This window comes from Streptomyces sp. NPDC047971 (assembly GCF_040653355.1).
In the GTDB taxonomy this organism is placed as follows: Bacteria; Actinomycetota; Actinomycetes; order Streptomycetales; family Streptomycetaceae; genus Streptomyces.
Window position 1 is genome coordinate 41829 of record NZ_JBEZNW010000032.1, and the last position, 20637, is coordinate 62465.

Sequence of the window (20637 nt, forward strand, 5' to 3'; positions counted from 1 at the left end):
TCCGCCCTCGCCTCAGCCCAGGGTGCGCAGCGCCTCCGCCACCAGGGCCAGGTCGGCGTCGGAGGCCAGGCCCGCGTGGTAGAGGCGGAGTTCGGTGGCGCCCTCCGCCTCGGCCCGCCGCGCGTCCTCGGCGAGCGTGGCGGGCGAGCCTCCCATGCCCGTCACCACACCGAGGTTGGCCGCGAGGACCGTGCCCGGGGCCGCGTGGGGCGCGAAGGGCGCCACGGTCGCGGACGGGGTGACGACCCCGTCCGCGACGTCGAGGACATGGGCCGGGTCGGTGCCCGCGTTCGCTCCGCAGCGGTACGCGTGCGGGTCGGCGTGGAGCAGGACGCGGAAGCCGGCCGGGGCGGCCGCCCGTACCGCGGCCACGACGGACTCCTGGAGCGTGCGGGCGGTCCGCGTGCGCCAGGCGAGGGCGGGTGCCTCGAAGCCGTCGAGCGGTCCTGGGGCGCCCCCGGTCCACACCGGCTCCAGCGCGGCCCGCACGGCGGCGGCGAGCGCCTCGGGGTCGGCGCCCTCCTCGGCGTACCCCTCCCGGCAGCGGGGGCAGAAGCAGAGGGACATCAGGTACTGCTCCCGGTCGCCGAGCGCGACACCCGCGGTCTTGTCGTGCGCGTGCAGATGCGCGAAGCCGTACCAGCCGCAGGACTCCAGCTCGGTGCCGGCCGCGCCGGGCCGTACCGCCGCCTCCACCGCCAGGTCCACCAGGTAGGCGCGGACGTCGGGTCGGGCGACGCAGGGCGCCCAGGGGTAGCGGTCGCCATGGGCGTTGACGACCGAGGTCCCCGGATGATCGGCCCCCAGACGGGAGTTGTGGGCGAGGACGACCCAGCTGTGCACCTCCAGACCGGCGTCCGCGAGCGCGGCCGCCGCCGCGCCGTACGCGTCGCCCGGAGCCCACTCCCCCGCTTCGTACGGCCGCAGAGTCCGCCCCGACCAGCGTGCCGTGTCCGGCGGGTAGAGCACGGCGGCGTGTTCGGCGGTGACGACGCGGTGCCCCGGATGCCGGGGGGTCAGCGCGCGCGTGGAGTGGTAGGCGGAGGCCAGGGTGACGCTCGCGACGCCCAGCTCCGCGAGGAGGCCCGGGGCGGCGGGGTCGCCGATGACGTCCCAGGGGTAGACGAAGGTCCCGGCCCTCACGCGTCGCTCCCCAGCAGCGCGCGCCCGCGCTCGACGATCCCGGCGAGCTCCTTCAGATGCTCGGGCGCGGGCTCGCTCAGCGGCGGCCGGACCTCGCCGACGTCCAGCCCGCCCATGCGGACCGCGGCCTTGACGAGGGAGACCGCGTAGCCGCGCCCCTTCGCGCGCAGTTCGACGAGGGGGCGGTAGAAGCCGTCGACGAGGCGCTCCACGGTCGCGTCGTCGCCGGTGGTCAGGGCCCGGTGGAAGGCGAGGGCGATGTCGGGGGCGAAGCAGAAGACGGCGGAGGAGTAGAGGGTGACGCCGATGCCCCGGTAGGCGAGGCCGGTGAGTTCGGCGGTGGGCAGGCCGTTGAAGTAGAGCAGGTCGAGGCCCTCGGAGCGGACGGCGCTGACGATGCGCTGCATCAGATCGAGATCGCCCAGGCCGTCCTTGAGGCCGATGATCCCCTCGGCGCGGGCGAGGGCCACGGCGGTCTCGGGGGTGAGGATCGCGTTGTCGCGCTGGTAGACGATGACGTCCAGCGAGGTGGCGGCGGCGAGTTCGGTGTAGTGGCGCAGCAGTCCCGCCTGGTCGGCGACGACGAGGTACGGGGGCATGGCGAGGAGCCCGTCGGCGCCCGCCTCCTCGGCGAGCCGCGCGTACCGGATCGCGAGCGCGGTGCCGTAGCCGGCGCCGGCCAGGACGGGGACCCGGCCGGCGGACTCCTCGACGGCGGCGGCGACGCAGGCGTGGAACTCCTCGGGGGTGAGGGCGTGGAACTCACCGGTGCCGCAGCAGGCGAAGACGGCGGCCGCGCCCGCGTCGACGCCCGCCCGGACGTGGGCGCGGAAGGTGTCGAGGTCGACGGTGCCGTCCGGTCCGAAGGCGGTGACGGGGAAGAACAGCAGGCCGTCCAGCCGGGCGGCGAGCGGGGCTGAGGTCACGGGCGCTCCCAGAGAAGTCCGTCGTGCACCCTCGTGCACAGTTCTGATTGTTGTCCATATTCTTGAACAACTTCACGCTAGAGCAGCCCCGAAGGGGCGGTCAAGGAGCAAACACGTCCGCTGCGTTCACTCTTGACGGTCCGTGTGCGCTCTTGACGCTCGTCGAGCCCCTCCCTACCGTGTCCACGTTTGTGAATCGGATCCACGGACGGAGATTGTTCGATGCCCACACCCCGTACCGTCCTGCTCACCGGCGCCGCCGGGGGCGTCGGCACGCTGATGCGCGAGCTGCTGCCGGCGTACGGATACGAGCTCCGCCTGCTCGACCTGGCGCCCGTCGACGGCGCACCGGACGCGATCGTCGCCGATGTGACGGACCGAAAGGCACTGCGCGAGGCCGTCCGGGGGGTCGACGCGATCATCCATCTCGCGGGCATCTCCCTGGAGTCGACCTTCGAGAAGATCCTCGCCGCGAACATCACCGGCCTGCACCACCTCTACGAGGCCGCGCGCGAGGAGGGGGTGGGCCGGATCGTCTTCGCCTCCAGCAACCACGCCGTCGGCTTCACCCCGCACCCGCGCGGCGACGAGCCGTTGATCCCCGTCGACACCCCACACCGGCCGGACACCCTCTACGGCCTGTCCAAGTGCTTCGGCGAGGACCTCGCCCAGTTCTACTGGGACCTGCACGGCCTGGAGACCGTCTCCGTCCGCATCGGCTCGTGCTTCCCCGAGCCGACCTCGGTCCGGATGCTGTCCATGTGGCTGAGCCCCGCCGACTGCGCCCGGCTCCTGCACGCCGCCCTCACCGCCGAGAACGTGGGCCACACGGTGGTGTACGGCTCGTCCGCCAACACCCGGCTGTGGTGGGACCTCTCCTCGGCCCGGGCACTCGGCTACGAGCCGAGGGACGACTCGGAGCCGTTCGCCGAGCGGATCATCGCCGAGCAGGGGCTGCCCGTGCAGGGAGATCCGGCGGAGGTCAATCTGGGCGGCCACTTCTGCACGGACCCGCCGCGCTGGCCCTACTAGGGCGACACACGCCCGTAGGGCGGGGAGGTCTCAGGCCCGGCCGGACTGATGCGGGGGCGCCGGCCGGGGCCCGGGTCACGGCGTGCGTTGGCACACGCGACAGGAGGAACGTTACGGCGGGGGTGCGGACCCCCGCGATCCGCTCAGCGCGGGCACTGTCCGCGGAACGCGGCGGGCCCGCCGTCCCCCGCGCGAAGTCGGGTCGCCCGGGGCCCGCCCTCCCCCGCGCGGAGTGGGGTCACCCGTCCGCGCGCAGGGTCTGCGACGGCGTCTCGCCGAACCGGGTGCGGTACTGCGCCGCGAACCGCCCGTGGTGGGCGAAGCCCCAGCGCCAGGCGACCTCGCTCACGCTCAGCTCACCCGGCCCCGCGCCCCGCAGCTCCTCGCGGACCCGCTCCAGCCTGACCTCGCGGACGTACGCCATCGGCGACATCCCCACGTACTCCCGGAACGACTCCTGGAGCCGACGCACCCCGACCCGGGCCAGACCGGCCAGTTCGCCGGTCGTGAAGGGGTGCTCGGGGCGATCCCGTACGGCGTCCATCACGCGCTTGACGGGTGCGGGCCGCCGCGGCTCGGCCGGGCGGTCCAGCTCCTCGCGCCAGGGGTGTTCGGCGGCCAGCAGCAGCCCGTTCAGCAGCGCCTCCCGAAGCGGCGCGGCCACCAGCGCGTGATGGGCCAGGCTGTCCCCGGCGAGGGCCTCGTGCGCCACCTGCCGGGCGAAGCGCGCCCAGCTCAGCCCCGGGCCGCGCGAGATGTCCAGCCGCGGCGCGAAGGCCAGACCGCCCCTCGGCGGCCGGCCGAGGAGCCGCTCCAGCCGGTCCCGCAACGCCACCGCGCCGATCTTCACGGAGACCGTCCGGCAGTCCCCGCTCCACCGGTCGAGGAAGGTGTCCCCCGAGGGATCGAGCACCACCCCGTCGGCCGGCGTCGCGACCACCGGCGCGCGGCCGCCCTGGCGCAGCTCCATGGTGCCGCTGAGCGGGGCGTTGACGTGGAAGGCCCCGAGCTCGCCGAAGCGCATCCGCACATCGGCCCCGCAGGCCAGGTCGCCGATGACCAGGTCCCCCAGGTCGACGGTGTCGAACCGGGCGGCGAAGGGACGCTCCCCCGGCTCGATGACGTCCATGAAGTTGGCGTAGTACCGCGCGTCGATCTCCTGCCGCGCCTCGTCCACGTCCCGTGTTCTGAAAGAACTCCCACCCACGAGCGGCAAGGATACGAGCCGCTCGAATATTCGTATGACGGACCCGGCCGGGAACGGCAGGATGCCCGTCATGCCACAGCCTCATGGATTCAGCTACGAGCAGCGCGCCGACGGCTCGGTCGTCATCACCCACCGCGGACGCAACGCCTCCACCCTGCGCGGCGGACGCGCGGAGAAGTTCCTCGCGGAGGTGGTGTCGGGGGACGCCCAGCTCGTCATGGCCCGCTGGACGGGCGCGTACAAGTTCGGCAACGAGCGCACCGCCCGGAACCATCCCCGTAATCAGAGTGGCCGAAGGTAGCGAAGGTAAGGGAACGGCAAAGCTGTCTCGCTCGTTACCCCTGGCATGACCGCTATGACCCCCGGCTCGAACATCCCTCTCTCCGCCGCGCGCGTGGCGGTGGACGTCGCCGCCCCGGTGCGGCTCGACGTCTCGGGCCTTCTGCTCAGCGCCGACGGCAAGGTGCGCTCGGACGACGACTTCATCTTCTACAACCAGCCGTCCGGCCCCGGCGTGACCTACCGCTCCGGCGGCGGCTCGGCCCCGGACGCGATCGTGGTGGACACGGGCGCCGTGCCGCCCGGCATCGAGAAGATCGTGGTCACCGCCAGCCCCGACGCCGCGGGCCAGACGTTCCAGGGCGTCGAGCCCACGGCGACGATCCGCAACGCGGACGACGGCAGCGTCCTCGCCACCTTCACCCCGCCGCAGCTCGGCACGGAGACGGCGCTGGTGGTCGTGGAGATCTACCTCCGCAACGGCGCCTGGAAGGCCCGCGCCGTCGGCCAGGGGTACGCCAACGGGCTGGCCGGCATCGCCACCGACTTCGGTGTCTCGGTCGACGAGGAGCCCGCCGCCGCGGCGCCTCAGACGCCGGCCGCGCCCGTCGCGCCCCCGGTGGCCGCTCCCGTGGACCCCCGGATCGCCGCCCAGGCGCCTCCTCCGCCGGCCGCCCCGCCCGCACCCCAGGCGGCCGCCCCGGCCCCGTCCGGGAAGATCAACCTGGACAAGGGCCGGGTCAGCCTCCAGAAGAACCAGACCGTGTCCCTGGTGAAGGGCGGCCGCCCGCTGCTCTCCCAGGTCAAGATGGGCCTCGGCTGGGAGCCCGCGTTCCGCGGCAAGGACATCGACCTCGACGCCTCGGTCATCGCGTACGGCCCCCAGCGCAACCACCTGGACAGCTGCTACTTCGGCAAGCTGTCCATCCTGAACGGCGCCATCAAGCACTCCGGTGACAATCTGACCGGCGAGGGCGCGGGCGACGACGAGGTCATCGTCGTCGACCTCGGCCGCCTCCCCGCGGACGCCACGGGCCTGGTCTTCACGGTCAACTCCTTCTCCGGCCAGAAGTTCACCGAGGTCGCCAAGGCGTACTGCCGGCTGATGGACGCGGCGACCGGCGAGGAGCTGGTCCGCTTCGACCTGACCTCGGCCGAGCCGCAGACCGGCGTGATGATGGCCAAGCTCATCAAGCAGTTCAGCGGCGAGTGGGAGATGACGGCGATGGGCGACTTCGTCAAGTCGCGGACGGTCCGCGGCATGGTGAAGCCGGCCGCCCAGGCCCTCTGAGCATGGGTACGGAAGGGGCCCGCCGGTGCGTGACCGGCGGGCCCCTTCGTCACTCCGCCCAGGGCCAGTCGGCCGTCCGGCCGGCCTCCAGCAGCGGCACCATGCGGAACGCGGCGTCGGTGAGTCCGGCGAAGGTGTGGCGCCGACCGGTTCCCGACGGCGCGTGGCCGACCCGGTAGCCCGCCAGGTTCCAGGTGTAGACGGGAACGTGGTCCGGAACCTGCCGCGTCGGGTCGCCCCGGTGGCTGTACGCCGCCTGCTCGTCGGTGACGATCAGGACCCGGTCGTGCCCCCGGTAGTGCCTCCGCACGGCCTCGGTGGTGTCGGTGCCACCGAGACTTCCGAAGCGGCCGAGCACCTTCAGCACGGACTCGCCCGCCTGGTACGTGACCGGGGCGCTGCCCGTGCCGAACTCCACCAGGTCCGCGTCGGCGGCCCGCATCGCCACGGCCGTGCCGAACACGGCCGCCGCGTCGGCCCGGTTGAGCTCGGAGCGGTCCGAGAGCGGCGACCACATGGATCCCGAGCGGTCGACCAGGATCAGCGTCCGGCCGGGCAGCGCGGGCACGTTCGCCAGCGAGTGGCCGAGCGCCTGTTCCAGCGGGTAGGCCCAGCGCAGGGACGGCGCGTGCCGGTACGCGGCGAGATAGCGGAAGGGGAACTGGCGCGCGCCGGCGACGGCCTCGGGGTCCGAGATCCGCGCCGCCACCCGGGCCGCGACCTCGTCGGAGACCCCGGCCTGGTCGAAGTTGCGCAGGTTCCGCAGCAGTGCCATGGCGCCCATGGACGGGATGACGGCCTCCCAGGCCGCCGCGTCCATCGGCCCCTGCGACCAGCCCGCCAGGGCCTCCCACGTCATCCCGGCCTCGGCCAGCCGTCGCGCCCCGTCGGGCCCGACGACCACGGCACGCCGCTCCTCGACCGGCAGCGCCATCAGGGCCCGGTGGGCGGTGAGGGTGCGGCTCGACGCGGGCGGGACGGCGGTCTCGGGGTGATGGCGCCGGTCCAGCGCGTAGCGGAACAGCTCGCCCTGCCACGCCTTCGCCGGGTCGGGCGTGGCGTGCACCAGGTTGAGGACGTCACCGAAGCGGAAGCCCTTGGAGTCGGTGTCGTACTTCAGCAGGGACTTCGCGGAGTACAGCCGGCGTACGGCGTCGGCGACACCGCGCTTGACGGGCTTCGGGATGTTCCGGCCGTACGTGGCGGTCCAGTAGCCGAGCAGCTCGCCGGGCTCGTCCGCGCGGAGCAGGACGGAGGCGACGACCTGCCGGTTGGTGGGGCCGGTCTCGACGCCCGCGTCGAGACGCGCCTTGACGTACTCGGCGGCGCCGACGAGGGACGCCGTGCGCATGTGGGCGTCGCCGCGCAGCCAGCCGAGCAGGGCGGCGGTCCATTCCGGGTCCTCCACGGCGAGCTTCCGCACCAGGGCGGTGAAGCGGTCGTCGCGGTCCTCGCCGCTCTCGTAGAAGGTCTGCTGCGTGACGAAGTTGGCGACCGCGAGCAGGAACAGCTCCGACTTGGGCTCGCGCAGGACTCCGGCGCCCCCCTGACGGGTACGGGCGGGGCCGGTGGAGACCACCGGCGAGGTCGTGCGGGCCCTGGTGGTGCGGAGGTTGAACCGAGCCATGTGAATTCCCCCGAATTCGAGCGTGCGGGAGAGACACAGGACCGTGGAACGACGAGGGCGCCCGAGATCAGGAGTCGGCGACGGGACTAGTCGGCAGCTCTATCCGATTGAGCTACACCCCCCGGAGGGAGTGACGGGACTCGAACCCGCAACCTGCTGATCCAAGGAAGTATCCGTCGCCTGCGCACCGGGCACCCTCGTGTCCATGCTGTGCCTCCCGAGATCAAGAGGGGCAGCGGCGTGATTTCGTGGAAGGAAGTAGCCGCGGCCTGCGCACCGGGAGGTGCATGAGGAAGACCTTAGGCGGGTGGCACGCCCACCCGCCAAGGGTTTTCGGGCGTCTTGGCGGGACGGGTCAGCGGCGCGGCTGGCGGCGCCACGGACCGGTGATGGCGACCATGATGCCGGGCTCCTGGATGTTGGCGTAGAGGGTGTCGCCGTCGGGCGAGAAGACGACACCGGTGAACTCGCTGTCGTTCAGGTCGTTCCGTGCGATCGGGTACGTACGGCCGCGCTCGGTCGCCCCGAAGAGGTGCTGGACGCCCTCGCCGTCCTCGGCGATGACGAGTCCTCCGTACGGGGAGACCGTGATGTTGTCGGGGCCGTCGTAGGCACCGTCCTCGTCCGGGGCGGCGTTGACGCCGAGGAGGACCTGGAGGGTGAGGGTGCGGCGCTTGGGGTCGTAGAACCAGACCTGGCCGTCGTGCGGAGCGCCCGGGCTCTCCTCGCGGGCGTAGGAGGAGACGATGTAGGCGCCCCCGTCGGCCCACCACATGCCCTCCAGCTTGCGGGCCCTGGTGACCTCGTCGGGGCCGAACTGCTCGCGCACCTCGACCTCGCGGCCGTCGCGGTCGGGGACGTCCAGCCAGTCGACGCCGTAGACCGTGCCGATCCGGGTGGCGCGGGACAGGTCGTCGACGAACCGGCCGCCGGAGTCGATGCAGCGCGGCGCCTGGAGGACGCCGGCGTCGTCGGCGAGGGTGCGGAGCCTGCCCCGGCCGTGCTGGAAGCCGTGCGGCGGCACCCAGCGGAAGAAGAGGCCGTTGGGCTCGTCGGCGTCCTCGGTGAGATAGGCGTGGCCGCGCTTGGGGTCGATGACGACGGCCTCGTGGTCGTAGCGGCCGAACGCCTTGATGGGCTTGGGGTCGCGGTTGGCACGGCGGTCGCGCGGGTCGACCTCGAAGACGTATCCGTGGTCCTTGGTCATGCCGTTCTCGCCCGCGAGGTCGGAGTTCTCCTCGCAGGTGAGCCAGGTCCCCCAGGAGGTGCGGCCGCCCGCGCAGTTGGTGGAGGTGCCGGCGATGCCGACCCACTCGGCGACGGTGCCGTCGCGGTGGATCTCGACGACCGTGCAGCCGCCGGCCGCGGCGGGGTCGTAGACGAGGCCCTCGGTGAGCGGAACGGGGTGGTCCCAGTTGGCGCGGGGACCCTTCAGCTCGTGGTTGTTCACCAGGAGCGTGGTGCCGCGGGGACCGGCGAACGTGGCGGTTCCGTCGTGCTTCTCCGGCGTGAACTCGCCGGACTCCAGCCTGGTGCGGCCGCTGTGGGTGATGACGCGGTACGAGAACCCGGCGGGCAGGGCGAGGACTCCCGCGGGGTCCTCGACGAGGGGGCCGTACCCGAGGCGGTGTCCGTGTCCCCACGCCTCCCGCTCCTCGGAGGCCGCCAGCGCCTCGGGGGCGGTGGCCAGTGCGCCGACGGCGCCGGTCAGGACGAGCCCGGCGCCGGTGGCGGCGGACTTCTTGGCGAACTCTCTGCGATCGAGCTGCATGGCGATGCGTCTCCCTGCGGTCACCCGGTGTCGGGGCACACGTTCTCGCCCGCGTATAAACGAGAGTTGAACAGAGAGGCGGTCTTCCATGAACCTGCCGGCCACGGGGCGGCGCGTCCTCGTCAGCGGTGCGTCCCGAGGGCTGGGCCGCGCTGTCGCCCAGGCCTTCGCCGCCAACGGCGACCGGGTCGCGGTCCACTACGGCACCCGGGCCGACGAGGCCCGCGAGACCCTGGACTCCCTGGCCGGGTCCGGCCATGCCCTGACCGGCGGCGACCTCACGGATCCGGCGGGCGCGGCGGCCGTGGCGGAGGCGGCGGCCGACGCGCTGGGCGGGATCGACGTCCTGGTGAACAACGCGGCGGTGAACATCCGCCACCCGCTCGCGGAGACGCCCTACGAGGAGTGGGTCGAGGTCTGGCGGCGGCACGTCGCCGTGAACCTGCTGGCCACCGCGAACCTGAGCCATCTGGCTGCGCGGCGGATGATCGACCAGGGGGCGGGCGGGAGGATCGTCAACATCGGCTCCCGGGGCGCGTTCCGCGGCGAGCCGGACCACCCGGCCTATGGGGCGACGAAGGCCGCCGTCCACGCGCTGGGCCAGTCCCTGGCGGTCTCCCTGGCCCCGTACGGCATCGGGGTGGCGTCCGTCGCCCCCGGCTTCTTCGCCACCGAACGGGTTGCCCCGCGTCTGGCCGGACCCGAGGGCGAGGCGATCCGCGCCCAGAGCCCGTTCCGTCGCGTGGCTCGCCCCGAGGAGATCGCGAAGGCGGTCCTCTGGCTCGCCTCCCCAGAGGCCGAATGGTCCTCGGGCACGATCCTCGACCTCAACGGCGCCTCCCACCTGCGGACATGAGACCGCCGGGGCCGGTGGGCCCGGCCCGCCCGCGCCCGGGCGTCGACACGGCGACGCACCGGGCCGTGTTCCCGTGCGTCAGCTCCCCGACCGCGACCTCGCCTTGAACGCCGCCTTGCGGGCCTCCTTGGCGGCGGCCTTGTCGCGGTGCAGGCGGCCCATGGCCTCCAGGACCTCGGCCGTCGCCGGATGCTCGACCCGCCAGGCCGCGTCGAAGAAGCCGCTGTGCCTGCCGGTGAGCCCCTCGATCAGGTCCTGGAGCTCCTCCAGGTCCCCGTCGGCGTCCAGCTGCGCCGCGATCGTGTCGATCGCCAGCCAGAAGATCATCGTCTCCGGCGGCGCCGGGATGTCCGCCGCGCCACGCTCCGCCAGCCAGACCCGGGCGAGCCCGCCCAGCTCCGCGTCGTCGAGCACCTCCCGGACCGCGGGCTCCGCCGCCACGCTCACCAGGGAGAGCGCCTGCTGGCAGTGGAGGCGGCGCAGCGGCGAGCCGGCGTCCACGCCGCGCGCCGCGTCGAGCAGCTCGCGCGCGGCGGTCACGTCGTCCCGCCCGGCCAGCCAGCCCACCGTCTCGGCGCGGGCCGCGGCCTCGGGGTAGGTCGCGAGGCCGTCGAGGAGCACGTCCGCGCCCTTGCCGGCCAGTTCGCCGACGGCCGGCGCGTCCACGCCGGCCTCCAGCATCCGGGCCCGCACGCCGTAGAGACCGAGCGGGGTCAGCCTGACCATCCCGTACCGCGTGACGTCCTCGTCGTCGACCTCGTCGATCCGCGCGGTGGGCTCCTCGCCCTCCTCGGCCATCAGCGCCTCGTCGACGGGCTGGTAGTCGACGAGGCCGATCGGCTCGAGGAGACGGAACTGGTCGTCGAGGCGCATCATCGCCTCGGAGACCTGCTCCAGGACGTCGTCCGTGGGCTCGCCCATGTCCTCCGGGACGATCATCGACGCGGCGAGCGCCGGCAGCGGGACCGCGCTGTCGCCCGGTCCGCCCTCACCGACCGTCAGCAGGTACAGGTTGCCGAGCACGCCCTCCAGGAACTCGGCCTCCTCCTCGGGGTTCCAGTCGAGGAGCTCGAAGTCGATCTCGCCGTCCTCGCCGATGACCTCGGCGATGTCGTCGAGGACGGGCGCGGTGGCGTCGGCGAACACCACGTCCAGGGCGTCGAGCCAGAGCCCGAGGACGTCGAGCGGCGCACCGCCGGTGAGGACGGCGAGGTTCGCTCCGGTGTTCGCGGTTCCGGGGGTGTCGTCGTCGCCGTCCTCGACGTCCACGAGTCCCGTGTCGACGGCCAGCCGCCACGCCTCGCTCGCGTAGGCGGCGCCGTCCTCGTCCGGTTCGAGCCCCAACGCCTCGGCTGCCGCGGGCAGTTGCTCGTCGGCGAGCTCCCCGCCCGCGCCGACCGGGGTCTGCGGACCCGCCCAGCGGGCGAGGCGGGCCGCCCGGGCCAGGAGAGGTGCGGCCAGGGCGGCCCGCGCCAGCTCCGCGTCCGAGTGCAGCTGAACGGGGGGCAGGGTGGGGCGGTCCGGTGCCATCTGGGGTCTTCTCCTCGAAGGGCGCGTCGGGGGCGACGGTGCTGGCGAACGGCCTTCAGGGTAGACGTATTTCCCGGGCGGACCGGCGGTTCACGCAGGCGTCAGCCTTCGTACACCCGTCGACCCTTGACAAGTCCACCACTCAGCCAAGAGATTGACGCGCGTAGATACACCGACCGTTTCTCCAAGCGTCTCCGGAGCTCCTTGATGCCTTCCTCCATACCGAGATCCGCGGCTGTGGCCGCCGTCGTAACGGCCGCGCTCGCGGCCGGACTCCTCGCGGGCTCCTCCGCCTCGGCGGAGACCACCGCGGACACAGCCGCCGTCCGCGTCCACGACATCCAGGGCACCACCCGGACCTCGCCCCTCGTCGGCCAGCAGGTCACCGGCGTGACGGGCATCGTGACCGGCGTCCGGACCTACGGTTCGCGCGGTTTCTGGATCCAGGACCCGCAGGCCGACGACAACCCGGCCACCAGCGAGGGCCTCTTCGTCTTCACCAGCTCCGTGCCGACCGTCGCCGTCGGTGACGCGGTCAGCGTCAACGGCACGGTCGGCGAGTACGTCCCCGGCGGTCTGAACTCCGGCAACCAGTCGATGACGCAGCTGTCGAAGCCGACCGTCACCGTGATCTCCTCCGGCAACCCGGTCCCGGCGCCCGTCACCATCTCGGCCTGGTCCGTCCCCTCCGCCTACACCCCCGAGGGCGACCCGGCGGCCGGCGGCTCCATCAACGGCCTCACCCTGGAGCCGAAGCGGTACGCCCTGGACTACTACGAGTCCCTGGAGGGCAGCAACGTCCGCGTCGGCAGCTCGCGCGTGGTCGGAGCCACCGACCCGTACTCCGAGCTCTGGGTCACCGTGAAGCCCTGGGAGAACCCCAACTGGCGCGGCGGCACGGTCTACGGCTCGTACACCTCGCAGAACACCGGCCGGCTCCAGATCCAGTCGCTGACCCCGATCGCCCAGCAGCCCTTCCCCAAGGCGAACGTCGGCGACGTGCTCTCCGGCACGACCGAGGGCCCGCTGGACTTCAACCAGTTCGGCGGCTACACCCTGACCGCGCGCACCCTCGGCACGGTCGTCGACCGCGGCCTGGAGCGCGAGACCACGGACAAGCAGCACAGGAACGAGCTGGCGGTCGCGACGTACAACGTCGAGAACCTCGACCCGTCCGACCCGCAGGAGAAGTTCGACGCGCTCGCCTCGGCCGTGGTGAAGAACCTGGCCTCGCCCGACATCCTGGCCCTGGAGGAGATCCAGGACAACAACGGCGCCAAGAACGACGGCACCGTCGTCGCGGACCAGACGCTGAAGAAGTTCACCGACGCCATCGTGGCGGCGGGCGGTCCGGCGTACGAGTGGCGCTCGATCGACCCGGAGAACAACAAGGACGGCGGCGAGCCCGGCGGCAACATCCGCCAGGCGTTCCTCTTCAACCCGGAGCGGGTCTCCTTCACCGACCGCGCGGGCGGCGACGCCGCGACCGCGACGGACGTGGTCCGCGCCGCCAAGGGCCGCGCCGCGCTGACCCTCTCCCCCGGCCGGATCGACCCGGCGAACACCGCCTGGGAGGCCAGCCGCAAGCCGCTGGCGGGCGAGTTCACCTTCCGCGGCCGCACGGTCTTCGTGGTCGCGAACCACTTCGGCTCCAAGGGCGGTGACGAGTCGCTGGTCGGGCACCGCCAGCCGCCGAACCGTTCCTCCGAGGCCAAGCGCCTCCTCCAGGCGCAGGCCGTCAACGCCTTCGTCAAGGACGTCCTCGCGATCGAGAAGGACGCCGACGTCCTCGTCCTCGGCGACATCAACGACTTCGAGTTCTCGGAGACGACGAAGGCGCTGACGGAGGGCGGGGCGCTGTACCCGGCCGTGAAGGCGCTGCCGCGCAGCGAGCGCTACTCGTACGTCTACCAGGGCAACAGCCAGGTGCTCGACCAGATCCTGACCAGCCCGGGGATCCGTCACTTCGAGTACGACAGCGTCCACATCAACGCGGAGTTCGCGGACCAGAACAGCGACCACGACCCGCAGGTGCTGCGCTTCCGTCCGTAGCGCCGCCCACCGCACGCCCGCGCCGGGTCCCGGCGCGGGCGTGCGCCGTCCTGTCCGGCACCCTCCTGCGGCGGCGGCCGCGGCCCGTGGGAGACTCCGCCCCGTGATCCTCCGCCCCGCCACCCGCGCCGACCTGCCCGCCGTCCTCGCGCTTCTCGCCGACGAGGAGAAGGTCGTGGACCCCGCGTCGGTCGTCGTCACACCGGCGTACGAGCGGGCCTTCGCGGACATCGAGGGCGATCCGCGCAACGAGATGCTGGTGCTCGTCGACCGGGAGCTGGTCGTGGGGTGTCTGCAGGCGACGTACGTCCCCGGCCTCGGCAGGGGCGGGGCCGAGCGGGCGCTGATCGAGGCCGTGCGGGTCCGCGCGGACCGGCGTGGCGGCGGGCTCGGCCGGGAGCTGATGACGCGGGCGGTGGAACGGGCGCGCGCACGTGGCTGCGCCCTCATCCAGCTGACCAGCGACAAGAGGCGGACCGAGGCCCACCGCTTCTACGCCTCGCTGGGCTTCGCGCGCAGCCACGACGGGTTCAAGCGCGCTCTCTAGCCGAGCAGATGCCCTCCGCCGTCGACGAGCAGGACCTCGCCGGTGATGTACGCGGCGTGGGTGAGGTCGAAGACGGCGCCGGCGATGTCCTCGGGCCGGCCCACCCGGCGGAGCGGAACCGCCGCCGCCACACGGGCCTTGGCCTCGTCCGCGCCCTCGACCCCGTCGAACCACGGGGTGTCGATGAAGCCGGGCGCGACCGCGTTGACCCGGATCTCGGGGCCGAGCGACTTGGCCAGCAGCTTCGTCATGTGGTTGACGGCCGCCTTGGAGACCGCGTACGGGATGGAGCTGCCGCCGGGGCGGACTCCGGCCTGCGAGGAGATGGTCACGACGCTGCCCGCGCCGTGCGCCCGCAGGTGCGGGACGGCGGCGGTGATGGTCTGCCAGACCCCGATGACGTTGACGTCGTAGAGGTGCCGCCAGACGTCGGGCGAGGCGGCGTCGAGGTCGTCGTGCGGGATGAAGCGGGTGGTGCCCGCGCAGTTGACCAGGATGTCCAGGCGTCCGTACGCCTCGACGGCCGCCGCGACGAGGGCCGTCGCCTGCGCCTCGTCGGAGACGTCGGCCTGGACGTAGACGGCGTCCGGCAGCTCGGCGGCGAGAGCCTTGCCCGCCTCCACGGACCGCGCGGAGTTGACGACGACCCGGATCCCCGCGGCGGCGAGGCGGCGGGCGACGGCGGCGCCGATGCCCGAGGACGAGCCGGTGACCAGGGCGACACGCTGTTCGCTCATGCTGTTCTCTCTCCATGTCCTCCTGTCGCGCAGGGAGATCATGCCAGAGACCGATTCTTCAGGAATCCTTACCCCTCACCCCAAGAAGATCTAAGTGGACCTTCAGTGTCGGGGCGCCGCAGAATGCGCTGATGAGCACTGAACGCCCCTTCGGCCGGGCCCTCTGCGCGATGATCACGCCCTTCACCGCCTCGGGCGGGCTGGATCTCGACGTCGCCCGTGAGCACGCCGCCCATCTGGTCTCCGAGGGCTGCGACGGTCTCGTCCTCAACGGCACCACGGGCGAGTCGCCGACCACCTCGGACGCGGAGAAGGCGGCCCTGATCGAGGCCGTCCGCGAAGCCGTCGGCCCCGGTCCGTCGGTCGTCGCGGGCGTCGGCACCTCCGACACCCGGCACACCGTCGAGCTGGCCCGGCAGGCCGAGAAGGCGGGCGCGGACGGCCTCCTGGTCGTCACGCCGTACTACAGCCGGCCTCCGCAGGACGCCGTCGAGGCGCACTTCCACACGGTGGCGGACGCGACCGGGCTGCCGGTGATGCTGTACGACATCCCCGGGCGCACGGGCACGCGGATCGAGCCGGAGACGATGCTGCGGCTCGCCGCGCACCCGAGGATCGTCGCGGTCAAGGACTGCGCCTACGACCTGCTCGGCTCCACCAAGGTGATCGCCCGCACCTCGCTGGCGTACTACTCCGGCTGCGAGGAGATGAACCTGCCGCTGTACGCGGTGGGCGGCGCCGGCTTCGTCAGCACGGTGGCCAACGTGGCGCCGCGTCAGATGCGGGCGGTGCTCGACGCCTTCGACGCGGGGGACACGGCGGGCGCGGCCCGGCTCAACGCGCTGAACCTGCCGCTCGCGGAGCTGATGATGGCTTCGGGTCTGCCGGGCACGGTGACGGCGAAGGCGCTCCTGGGCGACTTCGTCCGGGAACCGCTGCGGCCCGCCGACCTGGAGGCGGTCGACGGGCTGCGGGCGGCGTACGAGGATCTGGTTCAGTCGAACACGTAGGTGACGCCGAAGAGCGCCGCGTGCTCCAGGACGTCCTCCAGCGGGTCGTCGATCTGACCGGTGTGGAGGGTGAGGCTGGGCCCGTTCGAGACGTACGGACCGTTGTGGGTCCGCGTGTGCGTCTCGTCCGCGGAGGCGGCCGCCGCCGGAAGGAGCACCGCCGCCACGGTCAGCGCTCCGACGATGCTGGCCCTCGTCCTCATGTCGACTCCTCGCCTTGTCTGCTCGTGTGACTCAACGTCGTACCGTTAACGGAGCGTCACACGAGCAGGTCACGGCTCAGTTGTGGCTGTGGAGGATCTCGTTGAGGCCGCCCCAGACCGCGTTGTTCGGGCGGGCCTCGACGGCTCCGGTCACCGAGTTGCGGCGGAAGAGGATGTTGTCGCCGCCGGAGAGGTCACGGGCCTTGACGATCTCGCCGTCGGGCATCGTGACGCGCGTTCCGGCAGTGACGTACAGGCCGGCCTCGACGACGCACTCGTCGCCCAGCGCGATGCCGACGCCCGCCTCGGCACCGATGAGGCAGCGCTCGCCGATGGAGATGATGACGTTGCCGCCGCCGGAGAGGGTGCCCATGGTGGAGGCGCCGCCGCCGATGTCGGAGCCGTCGCCGACCACGACGCCGGCGGAGATGCGGCCCTCGACCATCGAGGTGCCCAGCGTGCCGGCGTTGAAGTTGACGAAGCCCTCGTGCATGACGGTCGTACCGGCGGCGAGGTGCGCGCCGAGCCGGACGCGGTCGGCGTCGGCGATGCGGACGCCGGCGGGGACGACGTAGTCGGTCATCCGCGGGAACTTGTCGATCGAGGTCACCTGGAGGTGCAGGCCCTCGGCGCGCGCGTTGAGGCGGACCTTCTCGATGTCGTCGACGGCGACCGGGCCGAGCGAGGTCCAGGCGACGTTGGCGAGCAGGCCGAAGACGCCGTCGAGGCTCTGGCCGTGCGGCTTGACCAGCCGGTGGCTGAGCAGGTGCAGGCGCAGGTACGCGTCGTGGGCGTCGAGGGGCTTGTCGTCGAGCGAGGAGATGACGGTGCGGACGGCGACCACCTCGACGCCACGACGGGCGTCCACGCCGAGGGCCTTGGCCGCGCCCTCTCCGAGGGCGTTGACGGCGGCGTCGGGGGTGAGCCGCTCGGTTCCGGCGGGCCCGGGCGCGTCGGTCAGCTCGGGGGCGGGGAACCAGGTGTCGAGAACGGTGCCGTCACCGGCGATGGTGGCGAGGCCGGCGGCGACGGCGCCGGTGGTGCGAGGAGCAGTGGTCATGCGGAGAACCTAACGGTCGGGGCCCCGCCCGGGCCAACCGGTCTCAGGTGTCGGTCGAGCCGCCCGGCGGATCCGCCAACCCCCGCACCACGGCCCTCGTCGGATCACCCGGCACCTTCGGTGCCGCCGGGTGCGGCTCCCGGGCCCGGGTGCGCCGCGAGGACACGCGACAGCATCTCGCGGGCGTACGGCTCGTCGTACTTCGTGCCGGTCAGCAGGACCTGGAGGCAGATGCCGTCCATGAGGGCGACCAGGGCGCGGGCGGTCACCGGGTCCGTGCGCCGGGAGAGGGCGTCGGCGACGGCGTCCGTCCATTCCGCGGCGACCGGCCGCAGCGCGGGGCGGCGCAGGGCGGCGAGGTAGAGCTCGTACTCCAGCTCCACCCCGGTCCGCTCGCCGGCGATCCACTCCCCCATGCGCCGGGCGAGCTCGTCCGCGAGGTCGGCCTCGGGGTCGGCGAGCGCGCCGCTCTCGCGCAGCGTCCGCCCGAACCCCTCGTTGGCCTGGCGGAGCGCGGCGACGAGCAGTTCGTCGAGGGAGGCGAAGTGGTACGTCGTGGAGCCGAGCGGGACGTCGGCCTCAGCGGCGACCGTGCGGTGGCTCAGCCCCTCGATGCCCCGGGCGCCGACCACGCGCAGCGCGGCGTCGACGATCCGCTGGCGCCGCTCGGGGTCGTGGCGGCGGGGGCGGGCCATCAGTGGGCTCCGCCCAGGTTGAGCACGAGGACCCCCGCGACGATCAGGAGCACCCCGGCGACCTTGGCGACGCTGAGGGTCTCGTTCATGAAGAGGATGCCGATGGTGGCGACCGCCGCGGTGCCCACGCCGGACCAGATCGCGTACGCCGTGCCGACCTGCAGGGTCTTGAGCGCCTGGGCGAGCAGCGCGAAGGCGATCACATAGCCCGTGGCCGTGACGATCGAGGGCCAGGTCTTCGAGAAGCCCTCGCTGTACTTCATGGAGATCGTGGCGACGATCTCCGCGGTGATGGCTCCCGCCAGCAGTCCGTATCCCATGTGTACGAGTGTACGCAACGATATGTACGGTCGTACACAACGCCGACGACTACGGTGTGCGCATGACACATGCCTCGGGGCCGTACGGGTACGGCTACGCTCCACCACCACCCCCGCCGCAACCCGGCGTGATACCCCTCGCGCCGCTGGGGCTCAGCCAGCTCCTGACCGGCGCCTTCACCACCATCGGCCGCTACTGGAAACAGCTGTTCGGCGTCGCCGCGGTCGCGTACGGCGGGGCGCTGCTGGCGGCCGCCGCGGCCCTCGGCATCGCGTACGCATTGGTCGCCGACCATCTGCCCGGCGTCTTCGACCTGCCGAGGGGACAGAGCCCCAGCTGGGAGGACGGCCGGCCGCTGCTGATCGCCTTCGGCTGCGTCTGGCTGATCGCCATGGTCGGGATGCTGGTCGCGAGCGCCGTCGTCTACGCGGCGTGCCCGGCGGTCCTCCAGGAGGCCGTGCTCGGCCGCCGGACGACCTTCGGCGCGGTCTGGCGCCGGTCCTGGTCACGGATGCCCGCGGTCGTGGGCACGGTCTTCCTCACCACGCTGGTCATCATGGTCCCCATCGCGCTCTTCGTGCTGGCCATGGTCGGCTTCATGATGGCCTTCTTCTCGGCCCTGTCGAACGCGAGCACCGGCTCGGGCTCGGCCGAGATCTCCCCCGGCCTGGCCGTCGCCGCCCTGGTGATCGCCCTGGCGGCCATGCCGCTCGCCACCTGGATCTGGGTGAAGCTCAGCCTGGCCCCCTCGGCCGCCGTCTTCGAGGGCCAGGGCGCGGTCGCCTCGATGCGCCGCTCCAGCCGGCTGGTCCACGGCTCGTGGTGGCGGGTGTTCGGCGCGCTGCTGGTCGCGGGCATCATGGCCGCGGTGGCGAACTGGCTGATCCAGCAGGTCTTCAGCCTGCTCCTCTCGTTCCCCGCCTCGCTCACGGACCCGAACGGCGCGGACTCCCCGGGCGAGGTACTGATCGCCTTCGTCCCGCTCCTCATCGCCGTCGTCATCGGCTCGATGGTGGCGCAGGCCGTCTGCTCGGTCTTCCCGCCGCTCGTCACCGGTCTCGTCTACGTCGACCAGCGCATCCGCAAGGAGAATCTCGCCCCGGTCCTCGCCGAGGCGGCCGGGGGCCCTTCGTTCAGTCGGTGAGGGAGCGCTTCGGGCGCAGCACGCAGAACTCGTTGCCCTCGGGATCGGCGAGGACGACCCAGGTCGCCTCCGGGCCCGCCCCGACATCCACCCGGCGGGCGCCGAGGGCGAGGATCCGCTCGACCTCGGCGTCCCGGTCGTCGGGCGTCAGGTCGAGGTGGAGCCGGTTCTTGACGGTCTTGGACTCGGGCACCCGCAGGAAGCACATCCCGGGCAGGGTGTGCTCGTCGGCGCCGATGACGACCTCGTGCTCGTCCTCGTAGAGCACCTTCCAGTCCAGGACCTGGGCCCAGAACCGGGCCTGACCCGCGAGGTCGTGCGAGTCGACGGTGACGTGGTACATGCGAACGGCCATGATCACCAGTCTGCCTGGTGATCATGGCCGTTCGCGAGGGGATGTGCGATCAGACGTTGAAACCGAGCGCGCGCAGCTGCTCGCGGCCGTCGTCCGTGATCTTGTCCGGACCCCACGGCGGCATCCAGACCCAGTTGATCTTCAGTTCGCTGGCGATGCCGTCGGTGGCGGCCTTTGCCTGGTCCTCGATCACATCGGTCAGCGGACAGGCCGCCGACGTCAGGGTCATGTCCAGCGTGACGACATTGGTGTCGTCGATGTGGATGCCGTAGATCAGACCGAGGTTGACGACGTCGATGCCCAGCTCGGGGTCGACGACGTCGTACAGCGCCTCGCGGATCTCTTCCTCGGAGGCCGGCTTCATCGTGGCCTCGGCGTTCTCGGTCATGCCGACTTCCTCTCCGCGTCGCCCAGAGCCTGGGCCGTCGCGTCCTTCCACGCCATCCAGCTGAGCAGCGCGCACTTCACCCGGGCCGGGTACTTGGAGACACCCGCGAACGCGACCGCGTCCTCCAGGATCTCCTCCATCGCGTCGTCCGGCTCGATCTGGCCCTTGGACTGCATCAGCTCCAGGAACGTGCCCTGGATCTTCTGCGCCTCGGCCAGCTCCTTGCCGACGAGCAATTCGTTCAGGACCGAGGCCGACGCCTGGCTGATCGAGCAGCCCTGACCCTCGTAGCTGACGTCCTCGATGCGCGAGCCGTCGTACTTCACCCGGAGGGTGATCTCGTCGCCGCACGTCGGGTTCACGTGGTGCACCTCGGCGTCGCCGTCCCGAAGACCGCGCCCGTGCGGGTGCTTGTAGTGGTCCAGGATGACGTCCTGGTACATCGAATCGAGCTTCACGAGAT

General features: G+C 72.4%; 22 protein-coding genes. 8 read left to right on the top strand and 14 right to left on the bottom strand.

Annotation, left to right across the window (positions count from 1 at the left end):
* Positions 1-12: 12 nt before the first annotated feature.
* Entirely contained in the window at positions 13-1143 is a 1131-nt protein-coding gene (locus AB0D99_RS26260; RefSeq protein ID WP_362367048.1) for a hypothetical protein, read from the bottom strand.
* Complete coding sequence (locus tag AB0D99_RS26265; RefSeq protein WP_362367051.1) at positions 1140-2069, bottom strand: 5-dehydro-4-deoxyglucarate dehydratase; 930 nt, start codon at positions 2067-2069, stop codon at positions 1140-1142. Before AB0D99_RS26265 ends, AB0D99_RS26260 begins: the two co-directional genes overlap by 4 nt.
* Positions 2070-2291: 222 nt before the next feature.
* Here AB0D99_RS26265 and AB0D99_RS26270 point away from each other — a divergent pair, with 222 nt between their 5' ends.
* Positions 2292-3101, top strand: coding sequence for an NAD(P)-dependent oxidoreductase (locus tag AB0D99_RS26270; RefSeq protein WP_362367054.1), 810 nt, complete (start codon positions 2292-2294; stop codon positions 3099-3101).
* 238 nt (positions 3102-3339) lie between these two features.
* Here AB0D99_RS26270 and AB0D99_RS26275 read toward each other — a convergent pair whose 3' ends face one another.
* The gene (locus AB0D99_RS26275; RefSeq protein WP_362367057.1) at positions 3340-4278 is read right to left on the bottom strand and encodes an AraC family transcriptional regulator; all 939 of its coding nucleotides are present in this window, start codon (positions 4276-4278) and stop codon (positions 3340-3342) included.
* A 100-nt stretch (positions 4279-4378) separates the two neighbouring features.
* Here AB0D99_RS26275 and AB0D99_RS26280 point away from each other — a divergent pair, with 100 nt between their 5' ends.
* Together AB0D99_RS26280 and AB0D99_RS26285 are read left to right on the top strand one after the other, a co-directional pair.
* Positions 4379-4609: a hypothetical protein gene (locus AB0D99_RS26280; protein ID WP_362367060.1), complete on the top strand. Its 231-nt coding sequence runs from the start codon at positions 4379-4381 to the stop codon at positions 4607-4609.
* Between the two features lie 45 nt (positions 4610-4654).
* The gene (locus AB0D99_RS26285; protein WP_362367063.1) at positions 4655-5878 is read left to right on the top strand and encodes a TerD family protein; all 1224 of its coding nucleotides are present in this window, start codon (positions 4655-4657) and stop codon (positions 5876-5878) included.
* A gap of 49 nt (positions 5879-5927) precedes the next feature.
* Here the strand turns inward: AB0D99_RS26285 and AB0D99_RS26290 are convergent, their stop codons facing one another.
* On the bottom strand, positions 5928-7505 hold the full coding sequence (locus tag AB0D99_RS26290) for a TROVE domain-containing protein (protein WP_362367066.1): 1578 nt from the start codon (positions 7503-7505) through the stop codon (positions 5928-5930).
* A gap of 355 nt (positions 7506-7860) precedes the next feature.
* Positions 7861-9276 carry an alkaline phosphatase PhoX gene (locus AB0D99_RS26295; protein WP_362367069.1) on the bottom strand — a complete coding sequence of 472 codons (1416 nt, stop codon included), beginning with the start codon at positions 9274-9276 and terminating at the stop codon, positions 7861-7863.
* A gap of 88 nt (positions 9277-9364) precedes the next feature.
* On the opposite strand from AB0D99_RS26295, the gene AB0D99_RS26300 reads away from it, so the two are divergent.
* Positions 9365-10132, top strand: coding sequence for an SDR family oxidoreductase (locus AB0D99_RS26300; RefSeq protein ID WP_362367072.1), 768 nt, complete (start codon positions 9365-9367; stop codon positions 10130-10132).
* 78 nt (positions 10133-10210) lie between these two features.
* Here AB0D99_RS26300 and AB0D99_RS26305 read toward each other — a convergent pair whose 3' ends face one another.
* The gene (locus tag AB0D99_RS26305; protein WP_362367074.1) at positions 10211-11662 is read right to left on the bottom strand and encodes a hypothetical protein; all 1452 of its coding nucleotides are present in this window, start codon (positions 11660-11662) and stop codon (positions 10211-10213) included.
* 207 nt (positions 11663-11869) lie between these two features.
* Between AB0D99_RS26305 and AB0D99_RS26310 the strand changes: the two genes are divergently transcribed.
* Positions 11870-13714 (top strand): endonuclease/exonuclease/phosphatase family protein, encoded by a 1845-nt coding sequence (locus tag AB0D99_RS26310; protein ID WP_362367076.1) that lies wholly within the window; start codon positions 11870-11872, stop codon positions 13712-13714.
* Between the two features lie 103 nt (positions 13715-13817).
* Positions 13818-14261 carry a GNAT family N-acetyltransferase gene (locus AB0D99_RS26315; protein ID WP_362367079.1) on the top strand — a complete coding sequence of 148 codons (444 nt, stop codon included), beginning with the start codon at positions 13818-13820 and terminating at the stop codon, positions 14259-14261.
* Here AB0D99_RS26315 and AB0D99_RS26320 read toward each other — a convergent pair.
* Positions 14258-14998, bottom strand: coding sequence for a glucose 1-dehydrogenase (locus AB0D99_RS26320; protein ID WP_362367082.1), 741 nt, complete (start codon positions 14996-14998; stop codon positions 14258-14260). The genes AB0D99_RS26315 and AB0D99_RS26320 overlap by 4 nt on opposite strands.
* A 131-nt stretch (positions 14999-15129) precedes the next feature.
* Here AB0D99_RS26320 and dapA point away from each other — a divergent pair, with 131 nt between their 5' ends.
* Positions 15130-16008, top strand: coding sequence for a 4-hydroxy-tetrahydrodipicolinate synthase (dapA, locus tag AB0D99_RS26325; RefSeq protein WP_362367085.1), 879 nt, complete (start codon positions 15130-15132; stop codon positions 16006-16008).
* On the opposite strand, the gene AB0D99_RS26330 is transcribed toward dapA, so the two are convergent.
* The 4 genes from AB0D99_RS26330 to AB0D99_RS26345 all read right to left on the bottom strand — a co-directional run bounded on the left by AB0D99_RS26330 (position 15993) and on the right by AB0D99_RS26345 (position 18286).
* A complete protein-coding gene (locus AB0D99_RS26330; RefSeq protein WP_362367088.1) occupies positions 15993-16211 on the bottom strand; it encodes a hypothetical protein in 219 nt (72 codons plus the stop codon). The genes dapA and AB0D99_RS26330 overlap by 16 nt on opposite strands.
* Before the next feature lie 76 nt (positions 16212-16287).
* Positions 16288-17271 (bottom strand): 2,3,4,5-tetrahydropyridine-2,6-dicarboxylate N-succinyltransferase, encoded by a 984-nt coding sequence (gene dapD, locus AB0D99_RS26335; RefSeq protein ID WP_352186255.1) that lies wholly within the window; start codon positions 17269-17271, stop codon positions 16288-16290.
* A gap of 104 nt (positions 17272-17375) precedes the next feature.
* Positions 17376-17966 carry a TetR family transcriptional regulator gene (locus tag AB0D99_RS26340; protein WP_362367091.1) on the bottom strand — a complete coding sequence of 197 codons (591 nt, stop codon included), beginning with the start codon at positions 17964-17966 and terminating at the stop codon, positions 17376-17378.
* Positions 17966-18286 carry a multidrug efflux SMR transporter gene (locus AB0D99_RS26345; RefSeq protein WP_362367094.1) on the bottom strand — a complete coding sequence of 107 codons (321 nt, stop codon included), beginning with the start codon at positions 18284-18286 and terminating at the stop codon, positions 17966-17968. Before AB0D99_RS26345 ends, AB0D99_RS26340 begins: the two co-directional genes overlap by 1 nt.
* 62 nt (positions 18287-18348) lie before the next feature.
* Between AB0D99_RS26345 and AB0D99_RS26350 the strand changes: the two genes are divergently transcribed.
* The gene (locus AB0D99_RS26350) at positions 18349-19431 is read left to right on the top strand and encodes an oxidoreductase (protein ID WP_362367097.1); all 1083 of its coding nucleotides are present in this window, start codon (positions 18349-18351) and stop codon (positions 19429-19431) included.
* Here the strand turns inward: AB0D99_RS26350 and AB0D99_RS26355 are convergent.
* Genes AB0D99_RS26355 through sufU form a run of 3 tightly spaced genes read right to left on the bottom strand, consistent with a single transcriptional unit; the run spans position 19421 to position 20632 of the window.
* Positions 19421-19786 (bottom strand): VOC family protein, encoded by a 366-nt coding sequence (locus tag AB0D99_RS26355; protein WP_362367100.1) that lies wholly within the window; start codon positions 19784-19786, stop codon positions 19421-19423. The genes AB0D99_RS26350 and AB0D99_RS26355 overlap by 11 nt on opposite strands.
* 49 nt (positions 19787-19835) lie before the next feature.
* A complete protein-coding gene (locus tag AB0D99_RS26360; RefSeq protein ID WP_362367104.1) occupies positions 19836-20174 on the bottom strand; it encodes a metal-sulfur cluster assembly factor in 339 nt (112 codons plus the stop codon).
* The gene (sufU, locus tag AB0D99_RS26365) at positions 20171-20632 is read right to left on the bottom strand and encodes a Fe-S cluster assembly sulfur transfer protein SufU (RefSeq protein ID WP_017238621.1); all 462 of its coding nucleotides are present in this window, start codon (positions 20630-20632) and stop codon (positions 20171-20173) included. Before sufU ends, AB0D99_RS26360 begins: the two co-directional genes overlap by 4 nt.
* Between the last annotated feature and the right edge of the window lie 5 nt (positions 20633-20637).

Bases quoted from the DNA above. Each gene is read 5' to 3' on its own strand.
- AB0D99_RS26270 (WP_362367054.1), top strand. From the start codon at position 2,292: ATGCCCACACCCCGTACCGTCCTGCTCACCGGCGCCGCCGGGGGCGTC.
- AB0D99_RS26345 (WP_362367094.1), bottom strand. From the start codon at position 18,286: ATGGGATACGGACTGCTGGCGGGAGCCATCACCGCGGAGATCGTCGCC.
- AB0D99_RS26355 (WP_362367100.1), bottom strand. From the start codon at position 19,786: ATGGCCGTTCGCATGTACCACGTCACCGTCGACTCGCACGACCTCGCG.
- AB0D99_RS26305 (WP_362367074.1), bottom strand. From the start codon at position 11,662: ATGGCACCGGACCGCCCCACCCTGCCCCCCGTTCAGCTGCACTCGGAC.
- AB0D99_RS26300 (WP_362367072.1), top strand. From the start codon at position 9,365: ATGAACCTGCCGGCCACGGGGCGGCGCGTCCTCGTCAGCGGTGCGTCC.
- AB0D99_RS26285 (WP_362367063.1), top strand. From the start codon at position 4,655: ATGACCGCTATGACCCCCGGCTCGAACATCCCTCTCTCCGCCGCGCGC.
- AB0D99_RS26350 (WP_362367097.1), top strand. From the start codon at position 18,349: ATGACACATGCCTCGGGGCCGTACGGGTACGGCTACGCTCCACCACCA.
- AB0D99_RS26295 (WP_362367069.1), bottom strand. From the start codon at position 9,276: ATGCAGCTCGATCGCAGAGAGTTCGCCAAGAAGTCCGCCGCCACCGGC.
- AB0D99_RS26290 (WP_362367066.1), bottom strand. From the start codon at position 7,505: ATGGCTCGGTTCAACCTCCGCACCACCAGGGCCCGCACGACCTCGCCG.
- AB0D99_RS26330 (WP_362367088.1), bottom strand. From the start codon at position 16,211: ATGAGGACGAGGGCCAGCATCGTCGGAGCGCTGACCGTGGCGGCGGTG.
- dapD (WP_352186255.1), bottom strand. From the start codon at position 17,271: ATGACCACTGCTCCTCGCACCACCGGCGCCGTCGCCGCCGGCCTCGCC.
- AB0D99_RS26340 (WP_362367091.1), bottom strand. From the start codon at position 17,966: ATGGCCCGCCCCCGCCGCCACGACCCCGAGCGGCGCCAGCGGATCGTC.
- AB0D99_RS26360 (WP_362367104.1), bottom strand. From the start codon at position 20,174: ATGACCGAGAACGCCGAGGCCACGATGAAGCCGGCCTCCGAGGAAGAG.
- AB0D99_RS26280 (WP_362367060.1), top strand. From the start codon at position 4,379: ATGCCACAGCCTCATGGATTCAGCTACGAGCAGCGCGCCGACGGCTCG.
- AB0D99_RS26320 (WP_362367082.1), bottom strand. From the start codon at position 14,998: ATGAGCGAACAGCGTGTCGCCCTGGTCACCGGCTCGTCCTCGGGCATC.
- AB0D99_RS26310 (WP_362367076.1), top strand. From the start codon at position 11,870: ATGCCTTCCTCCATACCGAGATCCGCGGCTGTGGCCGCCGTCGTAACG.
- dapA (WP_362367085.1), top strand. From the start codon at position 15,130: ATGAGCACTGAACGCCCCTTCGGCCGGGCCCTCTGCGCGATGATCACG.